Annotated in this window: 16 protein-coding genes, 1 tRNA gene and 1 pseudogene; 11 read left to right on the top strand and 7 right to left on the bottom strand. The window is 54.3% G+C overall.

Annotated features, from left to right (window positions below; translation table 11 throughout):
• Positions 1-124 precede the first annotated feature (124 nt).
• A complete protein-coding gene (locus GLS_RS03005) occupies positions 125-1,093 on the bottom strand; it encodes an RluA family pseudouridine synthase (RefSeq protein WP_041111075.1) in 969 nt (322 codons plus the stop codon).
• Between GLS_RS03005 and GLS_RS03000 the strand changes: the two genes are divergently transcribed.
• Positions 1,092-1,466, top strand: a complete 375-nt coding sequence (locus GLS_RS03000) for a hypothetical protein (protein WP_052327438.1) — start codon at positions 1,092-1,094, stop codon at positions 1,464-1,466. The genes GLS_RS03005 and GLS_RS03000 overlap by 2 nt on opposite strands.
• Positions 1,467-1,542: 76 nt before the next feature.
• Positions 1,543-2,019: a TspO/MBR family protein gene (locus GLS_RS02995; RefSeq protein ID WP_041111073.1), complete on the top strand. Its 477-nt coding sequence runs from the start codon at positions 1,543-1,545 to the stop codon at positions 2,017-2,019.
• Positions 2,020-2,041: 22 nt separating this feature from the next.
• On the opposite strand, the gene GLS_RS02990 is transcribed toward GLS_RS02995, so the two are convergent.
• On the bottom strand, positions 2,042-2,341 hold the full coding sequence (locus GLS_RS02990; protein WP_041111071.1) for an ArsR/SmtB family transcription factor: 300 nt from the start codon (positions 2,339-2,341) through the stop codon (positions 2,042-2,044).
• A 126-nt stretch (positions 2,342-2,467) separates the two neighbouring features.
• On the opposite strand from GLS_RS02990, the gene GLS_RS02985 reads away from it, so the two are divergent.
• Positions 2,468-3,553 carry an alkene reductase gene (locus GLS_RS02985; RefSeq protein ID WP_041111069.1) on the top strand — a complete coding sequence of 362 codons (1,086 nt, stop codon included), beginning with the start codon at positions 2,468-2,470 and terminating at the stop codon, positions 3,551-3,553.
• 42 nt (positions 3,554-3,595) lie between these two features.
• On the opposite strand, the gene rlmB is transcribed toward GLS_RS02985, so the two are convergent.
• Complete coding sequence (gene rlmB, locus GLS_RS02980) at positions 3,596-4,444, bottom strand: 23S rRNA (guanosine(2251)-2'-O)-methyltransferase RlmB (RefSeq protein WP_172491939.1); 849 nt, start codon at positions 4,442-4,444, stop codon at positions 3,596-3,598.
• Positions 4,445-4,513: 69 nt separating this feature from the next.
• Here rlmB and GLS_RS02975 point away from each other — a divergent pair.
• Positions 4,514-4,599 (top strand) — tRNA-Tyr (locus GLS_RS02975).
• Between the two features lie 293 nt (positions 4,600-4,892).
• On the opposite strand, the gene GLS_RS02970 is transcribed toward GLS_RS02975, so the two are convergent.
• The gene (locus GLS_RS02970; RefSeq protein WP_226986666.1) at positions 4,893-5,813 is read right to left on the bottom strand and encodes a type II toxin-antitoxin system HipA family toxin; all 921 of its coding nucleotides are present in this window, start codon (positions 5,811-5,813) and stop codon (positions 4,893-4,895) included.
• Between the two features lie 60 nt (positions 5,814-5,873).
• Positions 5,874-6,137, bottom strand: a pseudogene (locus GLS_RS13605) (HipA N-terminal domain-containing protein); the annotation flags it as partial.
• 394 nt (positions 6,138-6,531) lie between these two features.
• On the opposite strand from GLS_RS13605, the gene GLS_RS13235 reads away from it, so the two are divergent.
• The 7 genes from GLS_RS13235 to nanR all read left to right on the top strand — a co-directional run bounded on the left by GLS_RS13235 (position 6,532) and on the right by nanR (position 15,811).
• A complete protein-coding gene (locus GLS_RS13235) occupies positions 6,532-7,029 on the top strand; it encodes a hypothetical protein (protein ID WP_155721042.1) in 498 nt (165 codons plus the stop codon).
• A gap of 4 nt (positions 7,030-7,033) precedes the next feature.
• Entirely contained in the window at positions 7,034-7,399 is a 366-nt protein-coding gene (locus GLS_RS02960; protein WP_148295881.1) for a hypothetical protein, read from the top strand.
• A gap of 701 nt (positions 7,400-8,100) precedes the next feature.
• Positions 8,101-8,874: a hypothetical protein gene (locus GLS_RS02955; protein WP_041111061.1), complete on the top strand. Its 774-nt coding sequence runs from the start codon at positions 8,101-8,103 to the stop codon at positions 8,872-8,874.
• A gap of 828 nt (positions 8,875-9,702) precedes the next feature.
• A complete protein-coding gene (locus tag GLS_RS02945) occupies positions 9,703-11,133 on the top strand; it encodes a hypothetical protein (protein ID WP_041111058.1) in 1,431 nt (476 codons plus the stop codon).
• Between the two features lie 386 nt (positions 11,134-11,519).
• Positions 11,520-13,304 (top strand): endonuclease NucS domain-containing protein, encoded by a 1,785-nt coding sequence (locus GLS_RS02940; RefSeq protein ID WP_041111056.1) that lies wholly within the window; start codon positions 11,520-11,522, stop codon positions 13,302-13,304.
• Between the two features lie 498 nt (positions 13,305-13,802).
• Entirely contained in the window at positions 13,803-14,882 is a 1,080-nt protein-coding gene (locus GLS_RS02935; RefSeq protein ID WP_041111054.1) for an IS5 family transposase, read from the top strand.
• Positions 14,883-15,103: 221 nt separating this feature from the next.
• On the top strand, positions 15,104-15,811 hold the full coding sequence (nanR, locus tag GLS_RS02930) for a transcriptional regulator NanR (protein WP_041111051.1): 708 nt from the start codon (positions 15,104-15,106) through the stop codon (positions 15,809-15,811).
• A 21-nt stretch (positions 15,812-15,832) separates the two neighbouring features.
• On the opposite strand, the gene GLS_RS13230 is transcribed toward nanR, so the two are convergent.
• Together GLS_RS13230 and GLS_RS02920 are read right to left on the bottom strand one after the other, a co-directional pair.
• On the bottom strand, positions 15,833-17,761 hold the full coding sequence (locus GLS_RS13230; RefSeq protein WP_148295880.1) for a hypothetical protein: 1,929 nt from the start codon (positions 17,759-17,761) through the stop codon (positions 15,833-15,835).
• Between the two features lie 26 nt (positions 17,762-17,787).
• Positions 17,788-18,831 carry a Gfo/Idh/MocA family protein gene (locus tag GLS_RS02920; protein ID WP_196756962.1) on the bottom strand — a complete coding sequence of 348 codons (1,044 nt, stop codon included), beginning with the start codon at positions 18,829-18,831 and terminating at the stop codon, positions 17,788-17,790.
• Between the last annotated feature and the right edge of the window lie 76 nt (positions 18,832-18,907).

Raw genomic sequence — 18,907 nt, 5'->3', positions numbered from 1 at the left:
CCCCGACCGTCAGTCCCCGGACTGGGCGACCTCTGGTGGTACGATCCATTCCGGCGGCGCGTCAGCTCGTCGGATGAGCTGTTTATGACAGGCTCAGCCAAAAAAGTCAATGGCCTTTGAAGGTTTAGCCGATCAGTCGCTTTTTCAAGGTCTGGAAGTCTTCGGGAGGGGCAGTTTCGAAAGAAAGCTGCTTTTTCGTCCGCGGATGGATGAATCCGAGTCGGGTCGCATGGAGCGCCTGACGGGGGAAATCAAGGGCAGCTTCCTTCGCATCCTGCGACAGACCGCGCGCTGCTGCTGGAATCCGGCGCAGATAGACCGGGTCTCCGAGCAGGGGGTGGCCTGCATTCGAAAGGTGAACACGGATCTGATGGGTCCGTCCAGTGGCCAGACGACATTCGATCAGGGAGACGGCGGCCTGATAGGGCTCAATCAGCTTGAACCGTGTCAGGGCAACCTTGCCGCCACTGCCCACAACGGCCATGCGTTTGCGGTCCCGCTTGTCGCGGCCGATATTGCCGTCGAACTCACCCTCGGCAGGAAGCAGCCCCCAGGCAAGCGCCAGATAGGCGCGGTCGATGTCACGGGCGGCAAAGGCTTCGGACAGCGCGTTATGCACCATCGCCGTCTTGGCCACGACCATCAGGCCGGACGTGTCCTTGTCCAGACGATGCACGATTCCCGGACGCTTCTCGCCACCAATGCCCTCGAATCCTTCCCCGCAATGCCCGAGCAGCGCATTGACCAGCGTGCCGGTCTCGTTCCCCGGCGCGGGGTGGGTAACAAGTCCGGCCTGCTTGTCGAGCACGATCAGATCGTCGTCCTCGTACAGGATATTGAGCGGGATCTGCTCGGCGACCGGTCGGGCAGGGGTAGGAGCCGGGAAGGTGAGCACCATTTCCATGCCATCGCGCAGCGTTTCCGCAGGCTCGCAGACCGTCTTTCCATTGACGGAAAGATTGCCGCTTTCAATCAGGGCCTTGACCCGGGAGCGGGAAACCGTGCCGATGGCGTCCGCCAGCGCCCGGTCGGCCCTCTGGCCAGCCGTGGACGCATCGACAACAAGACGGAATGGGGAAACAGGATCAGACATGACACAGGGTGTAGCCGAGGAAATGGCGAACAGCGAGTCGCAGACACCAAAAGCGCTTCTGGCCGCCGTGATTTTGATGGGCGTGCTGATCATCGCGGCCGTCTTCGGGCTGATCGGCGTGATTGCCTATCGTTTTCTGCATCCGCGCCCGAGCGTGACGGCGACAGTCCCGCTGGCTGAGGGCGGCTTTTCCCGTCTCGCGCTTCCGCTGGGTGCAGGGGAGCACATCACGGCAGTCACATCCCGTCCGGATGGTCTGATGGCCGTGACGTTGAGCGGAGCGGGAAGTGACCGTGTCCTGCTGTGGAATCCGGAAGCCGGAAAGATCGCCGCCGAGCTCGATTTCGGAACGCCTGCGCCCTCCACGCCCTGACCTGATCCTGAAGCTCGCTGAACCGTGAGCCCTGCTGCCGCGTTAAGGCAGCAGGATTTATGAAGGATCAGTGATTATGGGACGTCTGGTTGATGCGGTCATCGCCGCCGGCACGGTTTTCGGAGTTCAGTACGCTGCCCGGGAAATCAGCCCGGCTGACGACAAGGCGACCCGCCGCTGGTACGAACATCTGAACAAGCCGCATTTCAATCCGCCCGGCCCGGCCTATGCCGTGATCTGGACGATGCTTGACGGGCTGCTGGCCTGGTCGGGCTACCGGCTCCTGCGGGCCGAGAAGTCCTGTGCCCGCACGACGGCGCTGACATTATGGGCGCTGTGTGTCGCAGGCGTGGCAGGCTTTCCGTTCTTTGTGTTCCGCAAGCGCCAGCTCGGCACGGGTCTGGCCATCTGCATCGGCCTGATCATGACGTCCGGCGCCTCGATCCGCACGGCGCACAAGGTGGACTGCAAGGCCGCCGCCATGCAGGTGCCCTTCTTCGTCTGGCTGATTTTCGCAACCTGCATCCACGAACAGATCTGGCGCCGGAACTGAAATCCGGCCTCCGTGTCGTCTTTCAGGGGGCGGTGAGGACAGCCGTCAGAAGCCCGGGGAACCGTGTGTCGAGTTCCTCGCGGCGCAGGGAATTGCGATGCTGGACGCCCTCGATGCGGGTCCGCAGGATCCCGCTGTCCCGCAGAACCTGAAAATGATGCGACATGCTGGATTTGGGCCGCGTTCCGATCAGCGTGGCGCAGTTCGCTTCCCCGACCCGCGCCAGATGCCGCACGATCTCCAGACGCGCGGGATCGGCGAGGGCGCGCAGCACCACAGTCAGTTCGAACGTCGCGGGATCAGGATGGTCGTAGGCAGCCATGGGGGTCTTATCCCTTTCCTGAGATTTTATCGCAACACCTGCTTTGTTCGACTCGCATCAAACAAAAAGCTTGCCTTGTTCGACTTATGTCGAACAATATGAGGACCTGTCCAGAGGAGACAAGTGATGCCAACCCTGTTCGATCCCATTGATTTCGGTCCCATTCACGCGAAAAACCGGATCGTGATGTCCCCGCTGACGCGCGGACGTGCCGACAAGGAGGCCGTTCCGACCCCCATCATGGCGGAATACTACGCCCAGCGCGCCAGTGCCGGGCTGATCATCACGGAAGCCACGGGTATTTCCCGCGAAGGTCTGGGCTGGCCGTTCGCACCGGGAATCTGGTCCGATGCGCAGGTCGAAGCCTGGAAGCCGATCGTGGCCGGTGTGCATGCAAAGGGCGGAAAGATCGTCTGCCAGCTCTGGCACATGGGCCGCATGGTCCACTCGTCCGTGACCGGAACGCAGCCCGTCTCGTCCTCCGCGACCACGGCCCCCGGCGAGGTCCATACCTATGAAGGCAAGAAGCCGTTCGAGCAGGCCCGCGCAATCGATGCCGCAGATATCAGCCGCATTCTGAACGATTACGAGAACGCCGCCCGCAATGCGATCCGCGCCGGTTTTGACGGGGTGCAGATCCACGCCGCCAATGGCTACCTCATCGACGAGTTCCTGCGAAACGGCACGAATCACCGTACGGACGAATACGGCGGCGTCCCCGAAAACCGCATCCGTTTCCTGAAGGAAGTCACCGAGCGCGTGATCGCCGCCATCGGTGCCGACCGCACAGGCGTGCGCCTGTCCCCCAACGGCGATACGCAGGGCTGCATCGACAGCGCACCTGAGACGGTTTTCGTCCCGGCGGCCAAGCTGCTTCAGGATCTGGGCGTGGCCTGGCTCGAACTGCGCGAGCCCGGCCCGAACGGGACCTTCGGCAAGACAGACCAGCCCAAACTGTCCCCGCAGATCCGCAAGGTGTTCCTGCGCCCGCTGGTGCTCAATCAGGACTATACGTTCGAGGAAGCACAGGCCGCGCTGGCAGAAGGGAAAGCTGATGCGATCGCCTTCGGTCGCAAGTTCATCTCGAACCCCGACCTGCCGGAGCGCTTCGCCCGCGGCATCGCCCTGCAGCCGGATGATATGAAAACCTGGTACAGCCAGGGCTCCGAAGGATACACGGACTACCCGTCCGCCACCTCCGGCCCCAACTGACCGTCAGATTTCCGGGAGCATCCAGTGCTCCCGGAACATGGCTCAGACCGGGCGAACCAGCTCGTAAAGTGCGACGGCCGCGGCATTGGAGACGTTCAGGCTCTCCATGTCGCCCGGCATATAGACGCTGGCGATCTCGTCACACGTCTCGCGCGTCAGACGACGCAGCCCGGCACCTTCGGCGCCCAGAACCAGCGCCACACGACGTCCGGCAAAGCTCTTGCCATCCAGTCGCGTGCCCCCGGCATCCAGCCCGACAACCCAGAAATCCTCGGCCTGAAGCGCCTGCAGGGCTCGGGAGAGATTGACCTCCCGCAGGATGGGTACAACGTCCAGTGCGCCCGAGGCCGCTTTCGCCATCGCACCGCTTTCCTGCGGTGCATTGCGGTCCTGCACGAGCAGCGCAGCCGCACCGAACGCCGCAGCAGAGCGCAGAATGGCGCCGATATTGCGCGGATCCGTCACCTGATCCAGCACCAGAACCGGCCCCTTGCGCTCGACGATGTCGGGAATGGCCAGCGTTTCCAGCGGTTCGACCCGCAGGCAGACACCCTGATGCACGGCATCGCGCTCACACAGCCGGTCGAGACGCTCACGGTCCACGATCTGCGGCTTGCGGGACGCATTCTCAAAAGAAGCCGCAGCTTCTCGCGTCGCCAGGAAATCGTGAATCACACGCTCGGGATTGGCGAGAGCGGCCTGCACGGCATGATGACCGTAAATCCAGTAGCCGGGGCCGGAGCTGGCCGCATGGCCACGACCGGAACGGCCCCCCCGTTCCCTGGTGCGACCACCAGACGGGGAAGAGCCGTGCTCGGCATTGCCGGCGTGAGGAGCGGATCGGTCCGTGGAACGATCGGGAGCGGAACGGGAGGGAGATCTTCTGGCCATAAAAAAGCATATAATCGACAACTGGCAATTGACATAGCCGTCAATCCGCCATATCCCAACCGCCGACCCGGAGAGGTGCCCGAGTGGCTAAAGGGGGCGGACTGTAAATCCGCTGGCGTACGCCTACGTTGGTTCGAATCCAACTCTCTCCACCAGGTCCCCTCATTTTTCTCATAAAAATCAATTACTTAGTGGTTAGAGCGTCGATCTGACCCCTGTTGAAACCCACGTTAAAGTCTGGGTTTCAGAGAGATGTATGGGTACGTCTAGGAACAATCGATCGTTTTGTCGCAGAAAATGTCCGTGCCTAGATAGTAGGCAAAAATCTATTTTCTCTTTCTCAAATTGCCTTGGTACTCGTCAGAGTGGCTTTGATGCTATCTAGGATCAGATGGTTAGTAGCGTAAGACAATGTCTATGGCTTCAAGCGATAAAGCATAGAGGTTCCTTATAGGCGTAGGGCACGCCTAAGTTTCGTGTGTTCAACGGCGCTGGCCATTCGATTGATTTCGCTTCCTCGTGCACCTGCGGCTTTGGCTACGTTACGCCAGTTGGCAGTGACCGTGGCCACGTCCCGGATGATGCTGCGCGCCTGCTGCAAAGACAGTTCAAAATAGCCAGAGGCGGCTTCGAGAAGATCCAGAGAGCAGGTGCCGTCGTCCAGATCGATATGTGTGCTCAGGACCCGTGCCTTGATGTCGGAAGGGACGGGGTTGAGGTCATAAGCCGGAGAGAGATGCCAACCCCTGTCTTCGGACCACAGGAAGCCGTGATTGCGCAGATGGTCATCCACATTTGAGATCAGGACATTGAAGGTCATGCGTCGATAGAGCGCCTGAGCTTCTGCTTTCCCTTGTGAGCCCTGAAGAAAAAGGATCTCTGCGATTTCGGGGTAACTGGCGCTTTCGCCGTCCTGACGTCCCAGCATCGCCATGGCAGACAGAAAAGGGATGCGCTGTTCCCTTACCCGATCAAAGCGTTGCGTCAGCAGCACACGTTTTCCTGAGACTTCAATCAGTTGGTGTGGAGCGGTAGGGATTCCAGCCTGATCTGCAAGCCTGAGGGCAATCGCTTCCCAGGTCTCGATGCAATAATCGTCCGTTTCCTTGGGGAATTTGGCGATGACCGGATGCCCGTCCTGATCTCGAGCGGAGACCTTAGGTCTTGCTCCTCCCAGACACGTGGCGACCGGAAGAAGTGACTGTAGATCGTCTTCGGTCTCCTCGGCGCTAAAAAAGCGATCTGCGATTTCCATCAGGTTACGGAATTCCTTGATCGGTGCGTAACCACCAGAAGGAGAGAGAAACCCTTTTTCTGTCACGGGACGGAATCGTAGAGCGCCAAGGCGTGCATCATCTGCTACGGCCATCAGAAAGTCCGTTCCTGACAATGTCCGAGCCGCCAAGCCCTGACGGGTTGCCTGATGATGTTCTGCGCGTTGAAGCAATCGTCGACCCCAGCTGTCTGGACTGGAATCTCCTATGGATCCGAAAATACTCTGTCCTGAGGGTGGAGCGAAAATGCCAGACTGTAAGGGTAATCCGGGCTCCAGAGGAAAGCTGGCGGGGTGGTCAAGCCATCTTTTATGGTATTCGAACAGGATGCTCTCGCTGCCCCTTGTCGCATTGCATCGCAGGAGACCGACTGGATGCTGGCGTTTTTCCAGATCAATCAGAACTTCAAAATCAGACATTCCTCAATGATATCAGCTTTCTCAAAATCTCTATTCACGTTCGCAGGGTGTGGATCTTAGTATGCCATTAGGGACTGTCCATTATGGGGGGTAAACGGAATGTCTGTTCTTGGGAAGGGATGACCAAAAGCAGCCATTCGTAGTAATCACGTTCATGACTACTGCCGATCCCACCCGGTCGTTCAAATCTGGTGACGCTAACGTCCGAACCTAGCAACAGTAGCCGCTTTTTGAGGTTGCCAGTGGACCCAAGTGATGCCGTCTGCAAAGTTCGCACGCGACCTGCCACGGGAGAGGACCGTTCTGCGAGCTTACAGGTCAGTTTTTGGTGGATTCGAGGATACATTGGAAGTAGGATGCTTCTGAAGCAATTTGGCTGCACCGGAACTGATTGATGGCTAGCGTTATAATAAATAAGCCAGTTTTATACTCGACCATGACACACCTAGCTTACAATATAAATCTACAATACTATGGAGGTCTGCACTATACTTGGTGCACACCATATTTTGGATCAGATTTTAATTCTCCGGTGTTTACAGTGCCTCCAAGCTCATCTCCGCTGCAAATATATCTCGATCTTAAGAAGGAAGTTGATGGGGGCGATCTGCATGGAACTATTATTAAGGTAAAGAGGCTCGGCATTCGACGCGGAGCAGACGTTATGCTTAAGAGGGGAAAGATCACCGCTGACATCAGGGATGACATCAGGGCGATTTGTAAAAAAGCTACGCCAGAGCATTTTAGGCCTATCATGTGCGTCTTGCCCAAGACGGATATTATTCCTTACATTGAAACTGTTCCAGTTAAAGCGAAAGCCAACCCACTTTCGCAGGAATATATCGTTGCAGACGTGCCGACTGAAGCGTTCGATATAATTAAGTTTGGATAACGTGATGGTGAATTTTCATAATTTGTTGGCTAAATTCGGTGCGGATGATGCGCGAAGTATTGCATATTATCTGACAAGATACTTCAAAGGGGCGCTCAGCCTCGAGTTAGGTGGCAAGGACATATTCAAAGACATCGTTGTTGATTTTTTCGATGATGAGGCAGACCAGCGGATACGCGGTATAACTCTTGAAGTAATAGCTAACGTCGAACAAGAGATTGGCGCTCCGGCATCAGAGCTGGATGAGGAGGCGGTCTATCGAATCCTTAGCGCGATTGCCGACTTCGAGGATTCGATCACTGAAGAGCCCTCTGCTACACATGCTGCAGAAGCAATGCGTTTTCTTAATAAAAATAAATCTATCAATTGAATCTGAGTTTTCGAAATTAGCTGAAATCGTCTACTTTAGATGTTTAAATCTGTCAGTCCGTGAAATGCCAATGCGCGAGCAAATATAGCTTACATTATGCTCCGGGACCTGGCCCACTCGTGCTTCCGCAGCCTTCCCAATCGAAGCTTGTGGCGATTATGAAGAGCCTTCAAGCGCGCTCATTTCCTTTAAAAACGAGCTGAGAAGCCTCCCACTTGCAGTCGATGGGTTGAATCCAACCGCCATGTCGAACGACAACTTTCAGATAGAGCCGCCGTTCCTCAAACTCAGTTCTAGCCGCAGCATTGTCCCAAACTCGGTCTATTGACGTGAGTGTAGCAATGTCAGCTTTCGGGAAACTGTCAAAACCGTCAAGACGTCCGAGTTGTAGGCGTAAGCGGACCTGCTGCTCTCGCCTCATCGCGGACATTCAAACGGCCTTTTACGTTTTCCTAAAATAGCCATTCCTCGATCTAAAAGAAGCCGTCTATTCGTTTGAAAAGTGTTCACTCGCTGTAGTTCCCCGAGAGCTTGATCACTTCCACTATTCACTCAAACAACAAAAATTCTTGCGAACATTATTCAAGTTCGTGAAAAAATTTGTCAGACCTTGTGCCGTCATGGTTTCTCGATATACACGTTTTCCGCCGATTGAATTATGTATAAACGCAGAATTTAAATTATAATGAGACGAAAAATTTATGAATAAAAACCTTATTGAAGAAGCGATAAGCAAATTGGCGAACGCTATGCGTATTTATAGTGAGGCGCATTGGAAATATGCACATCTATTTAAAATAGATCCGGAGGAGGCAATAAACAATATTGATCGGCTATTCGAGATGAAACTGGAAGCCTTCCACACTCTCTATGACGTCTCAAAGGACGTATTCAAATATTTTGATTATGGAGATACAGCGTTATTAATCTTGGTGCGGAATGCAATTCATCATCGTGATCACCCGCTTTTCTACAGTTTAAATTGGCGCCTGCACCTTGAAAGTGGAGGAAAAAATTGGCTTGGTGCGTCCTTTCTCCTTGCCAGTCATCCTACTGTTCATGGTGGGCGCCTTCCGATGTCCCACTATATCCGTTTGGACGATTTGGATGCACGTATCGATCCATCTCTCGCGTCACCATACATCGCCAAGAGGTCGAACAAGCCGGAGAAAGCTATCGCGCAGTTTGAAGTCATCAATAGCCAGTTGAACCTCGCTAAAATACGCAAACGTGCGTCCGAAGATCGTTATCCAAACGACCAAATCTATCTGAATCTAATGCCCATTTTTGTGTCGGCCGTCTGCAAAGTATTCAAGGCCATGAAGGCGGCAGAAATAGGTTTCAAGGGCTTCGATGCCGCGACCTATCTTAGGCCCTTCACAACAGAAATCTCAGTTGACTGTAGTCGGCTTGATTTTGAGCGTTTGTGGTTTCGAGGATACGGTAATCTTGACCTTATTCCCATCCCCATTTAGACAATACTGCGATAGTATAAAAATTAATATATACTTAAAAATAGATATATTTTCAGCCAGTGTAATGCGTAATTTTAGACAGATCACCAATTAATTTATGACTTCTTTTTATATTCGCTCCTGTAAAATTTTGTCCCCAACCGAACGTTCCGCTTCTCCCTCTGATCTGCCTGGCCGCTTAGTCGAATAGGAGCAGACAGGCGGGAGTCGCCTTATATCAGACACCCAAGCAGTGATGACGGTTGCCCGAAAGCCGACATTGTTCGGCAAACCTCCAATAGACCGCTTTTGGGACATAGCTGCCGTTTAGACACCTGCCGATGAATAACGTGTTCCGTATAAAGCCGTCGTTCGTGAGCCCCGACGGAGCGAAAACGGAAACTGCATCGTGACCAGGATTTACGCGCGAAATTATAAAAACGTAATCGTACATGATATTTTATTGTATGCAGGAACTATGTTTAGGTGCCATTTAAGTATCTATGGTAGAGAACAGCATTGCGCACTCTGTATTATAAAAGTCTTCGATCAGGTTAAAATTGTGATTAGGAGAAGAGAAACTTTGAGCAATGCCCCTGAACAGCGGGATGTAACGTTCGTCAGCCGTGACAGCCGCATCCTCCTAATGAGCTGTATACGGTTCGTCGATGATATCGTTATGGGCGACGCCTGCTTTGTTTGTAGTGCCGCGCCGAGGGAAAACACATTCAACGACGAGCACATCATTCCGCGATGGCGCCTCAGAAGGTTTGGTTTGTTCGACAGGCACATGACCTTGCTTATCGGCGAATTCATCCGGTCTAAGACTCTTCGAGAGGGCGCAAGCTGATGCACGACCTAACTGAGGAATGTCTCTGCATCCTGAACAATAGCCTCTTCGAGATCATCGATCCTGGCCCCCTCCATCAGCCGATCCGTAGATTTTCAATCCGAAGGGACGAAAAGCTGCGCCTCGTTTTGGAGACTGAGGCTGACCCAAATGCGATGTCGGCGGCGGTCGATCAGGCGTCAGGCACGGTTCGCTTGGCCACTGAGCGGGCACTTCTACGCAGTGTAGGCGGCCTCGAAGGAGAGTTTTTCGGGTTAGTGCCCTACAGCCAGTACCACCAGTTCCAAGCCGGGGCTGACCAGCCCCTAAAGGAGCTCGCCCAGGTTCAGATCGCTAAGACCAACAACCCTTCCGGGGCGTCCGCGCTATACGTCATCGATTGGCTCGAAAACCTGCCTCAGAGCCCATACACGTGGCCCGCGGCTTCTGACGTGGTTACTAAAACCATTACAACTCGGAGAATTTCGCTCCACGACGGTATAACCATTGCGAGCGATACTGAACGGTTCAGCTCCTCGCGGAACTCCGCCAAACTGACCGTGGATGGAATAACCTTTTACGTTTGCGCGCTCGACGGAAAAGACCGGACTGGTGCCATCAAGCCCGGGTGCATTGTTTACGATGGCGTCCCCGATGACGAGTTCCGAAAGAAGGTCCGCACAGGCCTTTCCTTCGCGATGGGCATTTACTTGATCGATCTCGGAACAACCCACTACGACGCCGAATGGAACGTCGTGTCCACATTAGCGCGAAGCGCCTACAGCCTTCGCCGCCATGCCTTCGACATTGAAACTCTCCAGCTAGCGCCGCTCGGCGACCGCTTCTTGAACGAGTTAGGTGCCCTGCAGCTAACAAGGGCGATCCAGGCGTTTGTGACCGCGTTTGACGTCCTAGATCTTGCGAACCTGCATTGGGCCTTCTGGCATGCCTGCGCCGCCACCCCGCATATCGCACCCGTGCACTTCGGCGCGGCGATCGAGGGCCTGCAGAGTGCATACACCAAAGCCAACTCTGGAAAGGTACGAAAGGGCTGGGCTACACAAGACGAATGGAAAATCCTTAGAGCGGCGCTCAGCGACGTCATCGCCAGCGCCGATGTCTCCGTTGAGGTGAAGGCGGCCTTGAAGGATAAACTGCTCACCTTTAATGGCATCGATCAGCGTCAGCGGCTGAAGGGCGTCATGGCCACCCTGAACCTCGAACTGGGTGAAGACGAGGACGCCGCTTGGCGCCGGCGGAACAAGGCCGCCCACGGCATGCCCATCCCTCAGGGTCAAGAGGTGGCGGCGATCCGCGACATGAAGCTGTTAAGAGGGTTGTTTCAGCGTCTACTGCTGCGGATCACCAACGCGGCGGAGCAGTACATTGATTATGCCTCGCCAAACCATGAGCACCGACCTTTGAGCCAACCTCCTTCGACGATCGGCTAGGCATTGGTGAATTTTCTGGTGAAGCCGATGTTCACCGCCGGCTGGAAGTAGGGGGTGTCCTTGAGCGCCTTCGCGAGGGTCGTCCATGTAAATGTCCGGTTTTACTGATCGCCCCGCAAAAATTTGACCTGCTGCCGTTCCTCCTAATTCGCCTGCGTGCTCAGCGATACAGGAGCAGACGGGCGGCAGCCGCCTCATCTCGGACATACAAATTTGCGAATGATGCTCTCGCGTAGCGGACATAACCTCTGCGGCTCCTTGCGGATCAGCGTAGGCGCAAATGAACTATTGGGTTTCAAGCTATAATTCCGCGATTGTTGTTCACCCAGCCATCAATTAAGTTTTAACTTAACGATAGCTGAGGGCGTGAGGTTCGACGGAGAGATATGGATAAGAAAAAAGTCACCGAAGCTAATATTCGCGATTATATTTCCGCTAACCTCGACTTGATTGAGCCGAGATTGGTACTGGTAGGTACAGAATTTTATTTGCCAAACAAGATGGGATCTGTCGGATTTCTCGATATTTTTGCGCGTGATGCAGCAGGCAAGCTCGTGATTATCGAGATCAAGCGTACCAATGCGGCTGCACGGGAGGCTATCCAAGAACTCTATAAGTATGTGCCACTGCTGCGCGAAAAATTCCTAGTCAAAAATACAGAGGTCCGCTTAATTTTGCTGTCAGTAGAGTGGCGTGAGCTTTCAACACCCTATGCCGAATTTGCCAGCTCAGCCCCATTCGAAGTGACCGCAGGCGCGATTATTCTCGACACGGACGGCACACCAGTCGCAATCGAACCCGTGAAGCCGAACTTGAGTACTAACGAGCGAAAGATCGGGGTTCGTCATTTTCTCTGGGGGTTTCCGGATAAAGCCGCTGCATCAAAAGCCGTTCCCGTGATTGCGCGACGGCTACAGCGTTTTGGTCTGGCCGACTTCGTAATCATTCAGAGCCGGGCGACTAGCCCGAACCTGTGCGGGCGCTCCTTCCTCTATTTCGCGCAACGCGAATTACGCTTCGAAGAATACATGAAGTTGATCGAAGCTAGTTTTGAAGAAGTTGAACTTAAAGATTTTAACGATCGCATAGCTGATCTTACAGAGCTTGAGGATCGGGTAGCCGAGGCATCCGATGCAATGTGGGAACTCCATGGAGGAGTGCCTGGTCGCATGGAGATCGGATCTGACACGGTCGAAATTTCCCATCCTGAAAAGGGAAACATATGGTTCAAGGACGGTGCACAGGAAGATATAATCATTCATCGCTTCGGTCGATTCGTCGACCCTTGGTTAGACGATTACACTATTATCGATGAAATCCGCGGTGATGGCGGAGAATCTGACTTCCGCCTGCGATTTGCAGCGCATACGGATTCACCACCGCAAATGGCAGCGCTCCGTCAACGGGTCGAGAATATCTTTTTCTTTAATGAAACATGGCTTGGGTCCGTCATGCAACTCATTCGATATGCCGAACGCAAGAGCTCTCGCGCGCGGGTCGAACTCATTGCATATAGCCCGGAAGATATTCTGCGCGCATTAGCTGCTTCTGCGTTCGGTTTCGTCGGTTACTTACCAACCTTCAATCTTGTTATTGAGCATGATGGAGATGTTGAGCAATTCATTGGGCTTCCAGAGTGGAATGGTTCGACGCCGAACTTCGGCAAGGTGATTGCCGAGCATTTCTCAGGCGATGGCTTCGGTTATTTCATCGCCTGCCATTTTGGCGAGAATAGATCAATGAATCACGATATTATGGCGGATCTTGGCTTACGCTATGGTGTGTTCCGCGAAGGTAAATCTGGCCTTGAGCGAGTTCGTGTCCAAGGTAGTTCGATAGTTCAGGTTAAAGGAGATATCCGTTCTATTAACCACATTATCGACAATTACCAAGAAGAGGTTGGTAAGATTGTTAACATATTCATGAAAGACCAAGGTTTCTCTAATACAATTAAAAAATTTATTGACGATGAATACGATATGGCTGAATTAAGGCTAGAGAAAATTCTAGAAGGTGAAGTAAAATCTAAAAAAGAAATATATTGGTGTGGCGACGTTGAAAAATGCGACCTTTGCTTTCACTCATTTTCTCTAATGCGCTTTATGGTTGATGCGATTTTACCGGGCGGTTTCGGTGCCAATATTTGTGCGGCCTGCTTCCTTCAAAAATGACGTGGTATCGGCATTGGATTGGGCCAAGTCTATGAAGCAAGCACCAAAGGTTGGCGATACATTGCCGGATAAAAATTACAATAATTTCTAAACAGAAGCCGCGCTTCCATATACGCCATCGAGACGAAATCAATCCTCACCTCATACAAATGTGGCTGCATGATATCCAGTTGATCGGGAATTATGCCCGTGGGTGCAAAAGCGACGAAAGTGCCAAATCATTAAACGACTATTTTTTCTGGTCGCTCTTCAGAAACAGACATTCCGTTTTCCCCCCCCCAAAGCAGCCATTTCATCCGGATTGATCATCGTTAGTGAACTGCTAACTGAAGCGCTCGATCGAAAAATCCCTTTGTACTCATCCTGCAGGATGTGGCGAGCGGTCGAATTTCTTTCACAGTGGTCGAAAACTCTTCACATGGAGGGTTCGAAAAACCCCTTGGCTCTGAATTGTTGGCTGTAATTCCCTATCTTGTGTAATGATTGGAGGGATGGCTCATGAAGCAGCCGGGTTTCTTTGATGTTGACGAGCGGCTTGCCCGGTTAAGCGGGCTTGGCGATCAGCTCGAGGCGTTTTCCCGGACTGTGGATTTTGAGGCGTTCCGCCCTGATCTGGAGAAGGCTCTGGCCTATTCAGACAGGAGCAAAGGCGGCCGCCCCCCGTTCGATCCGGTGATGATGTTCAAGATCCTGGTCATCCAGACGCTGAACAATCTCTCCGACGAGCGAACGGAATATCTGATCAACGACCGCCTGTCCTTCATGCGTTTCCTCGGTCTGGGACTGTCGGACCGGGTACCCGATGCCAAAACGGTCTGGCTGTTTCGCGAACGTCTGACCGAGGCTGGTGCCGTTCAGAAGCTGTTCGAGCGCTTTGACGCCACCCTGCGTAACGCCGGGTATCTGCCGATGTCCGGCCAGATCCTGGATGCAACACTGGTGGCAGCGCCAAAGCAGCGCAATACCAACGGAGAGAAAGCCGATCTTCGGGCAGGACGAATTCCCGAAGGCTGGGAAGACAAGCCGGTAAAGCTGTCCCACAAGGACAGGCACGCCCGCTGGACGCTGAAGTTCACGAAGGCAAAGCGGCAGGAGGACGGGACGCTCCCGGCTACGGACCTCGCCATTCCGTTCTTTGGCTATAAATCGCATGTTTCCATCGACCGGAAGTTCCGACTGATCCGAAAATGGAAGACAACGGATGCCGCTGCCAGTGATGGTGCCAGACTGCGCGAGGGGCTGCTGGACAAAACCAATACGGCCTCAACCGTTTGGGCAGACACCGCGTATCGCTCGAAAGCCAATGAGGACTTCATGGACAAAGAGGGTTTCGTCTCGAAAGTTCACAGGAAAAAGCCGCATCTCAAACCCATGCCCCGCCATATCCAGCGGTGCAATGCAGGGAAGTCGGTGATCCGATCGCGCGTCGAGCATGTCTTTGCCGATCAGAAATCGCAGATGGGGCTGTTCGTCCGAACCGTGGGTATTACCCGGGCCACCATGCGGATCGGCCTGGCCAATATTGTCTACAATATGCGCCGCTTCCTCTTCCTCGAGAGGTTGAACGCGAGCGCGTAGCCATCCCAATGGCGATAGCTCGCGATCCGCTCAAAACGCAGAGCGAAAGTCATCCCGGAAACCGTCAATCAGCACGCCACAACCCTGAAATCAGGAGCCAGCCGCGCCAATCAACAGTTCTTCGATCCCTCCATCTGTGGTGTAAGCTAATCCGCAGGTTCTGCATGAAGGCGGTTATTTTCGTCTTATTCCTTTGTTGATTTTCAGATAAAACTTAAAGAATGGAAAAACCGATAGAGCGGAAAAAGCTGTCCGACGAAATCTTCGACCGTCTCAAGACGAAGATTTTTGACGGAACGCTTTCAAATGACGGCCTTGTTCCCTCGGAGCGGGAACTGATGGCTGTTTTCGGTGTCGGGAGGCCTGCGATACGCGAGGCCCTCCAGCGGCTGGAACATCATGGACTGATCACAATCGCACACGGTGAGAGAGCGAGGATTGCTCATCCAGATGAAACGTCGATTTTTCGGCAGATTGATCTCCCGACGCGTATTTTGCTGGCGTCTTCCGAAACGTCTCTTCAGCATCTCATTGAGGCCCGCAAATTCTTCGAGCGTGGATTGATACGGGTAGCGGCGGAGCGAGCGACAAAAAGCGATATCGACAGCCTTGCCGCCAAGATCGCGGATCAACGGGCCACGCTGAGCGACATCCCGCAGTTCATTCAATGCGACATGAACTTTCACCTCGAGATTGCGCGTATCGCCGGAAATCCCCTGCTTTATAGCGTCGCGAAGAATATGTTGGGCTGGCTGGAGACGTTTCATGTTGAAATGCTACATTGGTCTGGAAAGGAGAATGTCACCATCGTTGAGCATGAGGACATTCTCGAGGCTCTGGTTCAACGGGATCCTGATGCTGCCGAGCAGGCGATGATTCGCCACCTTGACCGCAGTGCCGATCTGTTTGTGCATCCCCATCGTCTCTGACAGCGGGACAAAGTCCGAAGTTTAGAGGCCCAGAACGACCAGCACGGTGGCATAGGGCGAGAGCGTCACATATCCATCGGGGAGGGGCCTTTCTGAAAAGTCATCCCCTTCATCATCAAGACGCATGATGATCCTCGCTTCTCTGTGGTCGTCGATGATAAGCTCCTGTGGCTCGTTCGTCAGGTTCGAAAGTAACAAATGCGGGCAGGAAACGCCGTCTGCGCGTCGGGCTCCATACGGTTTCACGAATGCAAGTGCTGAAAAAATATGCGAGTTGTCCAGTTGGCATGCATATGACGTCCTTCCAGACGCTTCAGACAAAACGCGCGACGTATGATAGATGGGAAAGATCGTTTCCCTGTCCCAAAGACTCATCGGCGTATCGATGATACCGACCGTCACACTTTCAACGGTTTCCGACGCTATTCCTGCGAAATAGCCGACTTGCCATGCTGCGGCGAACGTCCCTGCCTGGCGGGGGTCACGATCCGTCATGGGCTGCCGATGACGGGAGGGATTAGGAATCAGTCGCGCGCCATAGGGGTTCTGACGCATGGCGATGGATGCGGGTGCGATATGATAAGGCATGGACACGCCGATGATTTGCCGCGTGGAGCGGGTAATATCCGGCAGCGTTTGCAGGGTCTGCATGACAGAGAGGTCATCAGCCGCATGCACGATCGCGCTCGTGCCGTGGGCTACGAAGTCTAGAGGCTCCCTTGGCGGCCTTTTGCGGTTCAGTTCGGTAAAATAACTCATCATGCCGCCGCCCAGTGACAGGTCCGGAAAGATCGTCCTCGCGGCTTCATAGATCGTTTCCAGTGAAGGACATGCGGGCCAGGCGCTTCCCGGCGGCGTTGATTGTCGATCTACATCCGGGCAAAGCATAAGTGAGTCGATATCGAGGCCTGTTGCATCCAGATCCGCGCGCAGTCTGGTTATGACAATCTGCGGGTCCTCGTCGACGGGAACCGCGAATTCCAGCCTCTTGTGAAAGGAAAGGTCGTCTCCCAGGTGGTCCGTGAGGGTTTTGAGACGCTGGAGCGCGGCGCGATCATGCCCTGCGGCGGGATCGTAATGCAGCAGAAGAAGGCGCGGATTGATTTCGCGAATTCGTTCTCTCGTCATCTGTTGTGATAACGCGACCTCTGGCGTGAGTATGAGGCCAATATCCGGCATCCGGCCAATGGGTGGACCCAGCTTTAGGGTGGCAGGGGATAAGGACTGATCCTCGCCTTCCTTTATACCATTTCTCTCGTCACGAATACGTAGCCTGACGGATTGTTTGAACGGCTTTTTCTCGGGCAGAATATAAGGCCAAGGCAATGCCAGAGGGCGCACATATGTCTTGAATGATGCGTCTGACCACGCCCGCTGATCCTCCGTCTCGAAGACATCGCCTTCCATGCGACACGAAACGCATAGGCCGTCCTTGGGATAATGAGTGATCGCTCTGACATCTTTGAAGGGCTGCCAAGGTTCGATGAGGTCAGGGAAATGTGTCTTTTCTTCGCTCCCGTCTGCATGATCGACGAGAGCCGACTGCCCAACGGTTCCGTTGAGGGGATGCAGGATCGTAAAACCGCAACGTGCGGTCATGAAGTCCTTCACGGGGCAAGCCGTCACTTCAAATATAAGATCATGCTCATTGAAGCACTCTATGCGCGCGGAGAGGTTGATCGTTTGTTCGCTGTTCTCCGTATCGACGCAGGACGCCTCGTAACGGACAAAAAAACCGCCACGTGTTTCTGTGACGTGCAGCTCGCTGCTATTAAGCGTGTAAGAACCCCAGTCCTTGTCGCGAATGACATAGCTGATCCCCCGGATAATCTCGATGCCGTCGTATCGTATGCTCCGCAACTGACCGTCTGCGAGATCCGCTTCAAGACGTCCGGCACAAAGACGGCGCGCTTCAGCTGGAGGTTCCGTAGTGCCGAAGCGCCGGACCAACAGACTTTCCGGAGTGCGTGGCATGATCAGGAGATCTCGATAATTCGCCCGGCAGAGGCGCTTTCATAGGCGGCTTCGACGAGAGCAAAAGTTTTCAGGTTGTCTCGTCCGTTCGTGGATGGCTCCGCCTCGGTTTGGAGGCATTTGACCCAATGTCGCTGAATATTGAGTACGCTTTCCTGAATATTGAACCAGGGTTTCTGCGCCCAGTCGAGCAGGAGCGGCGTGACGTCGAGCGTGCGATTTGAGGATTTGTTCATGACGAGCAGCTTGTAATCCTGTGTCAGGCGCAGGGATCCGGAGGTGCCGTCGATTTCGATGAGGGTCTGCGGGAACGGGTCGCGTTCGAAGGTGCTGGCATAGGAACAATCGATCAAAGAGGTGGTGCCGTTCACGTGCCCAAGCATGATGGTCGCCACATCCTCACCCTTGATCGTCTCGTTCACACGTTGTGTGCGTGCCCAAAGCGATGCGACATCCCCCATCAGGAAGCGAGCCACGTCCAGTAGATGGATGCCGAGGTCCTCAATGATGAAACGTTCGCCTTTGGCGAGATAGGGCTGTTGAGCGTAGACATCATATCCGGACCGGAAGCTGATGCGGCACCAGAATGGCAGCCCGATGGCCCCTTCCGCGATCTGCGTCTTGAGGGCGAGAACAGGTGTCTGCCAGCGGAAGTTCTCATGGATCATGAAGGGCCTGCCGGAGGTCGTCATCGCTTCGACCATCGCACGCGCATCGGCCAGAGACGGCGCGATCGGCTTCTGGCAGATCGCCGCCACTCCGCGCCGGGCCGCAGCCTCCACGAGAATTCTGTGAGAGGGTGGGGTGGTGGCGATATCAAGAAAGTCGATGGCTTCGGCGTCCAGCAAAGCCTCGATATCCGTATAGAGGCGCGTTATTCCGAAGCGGGCACCAGTTTCGGCCAGACGCGTTTCATTGGTGTCGCAGAGGGCGACGATTTCGACACCGTCGAGCGCACGCCATGCTTCAAGTTGATTGAGAGCGAAAAAACCACACCCTACAACAGCGCCCTGCAAAATCTTCGGCGATGAACCCGTATTTGTCACGATAGGTTTCTCCATGGGCGAAAAACGAGGTACGGGGGCTAATGACCGATGCGACGATTGGAAAAAGCGCTCTTGC

The organism is Gluconobacter oxydans DSM 3504 (assembly GCF_000583855.1).
Classification (GTDB): domain Bacteria; phylum Pseudomonadota; class Alphaproteobacteria; order Acetobacterales; family Acetobacteraceae; genus Gluconobacter; species Gluconobacter oxydans.
Note: the sequence above shows the minus strand (reverse complement) of the source record. Positions and strands in the feature narration are given on the sequence as shown.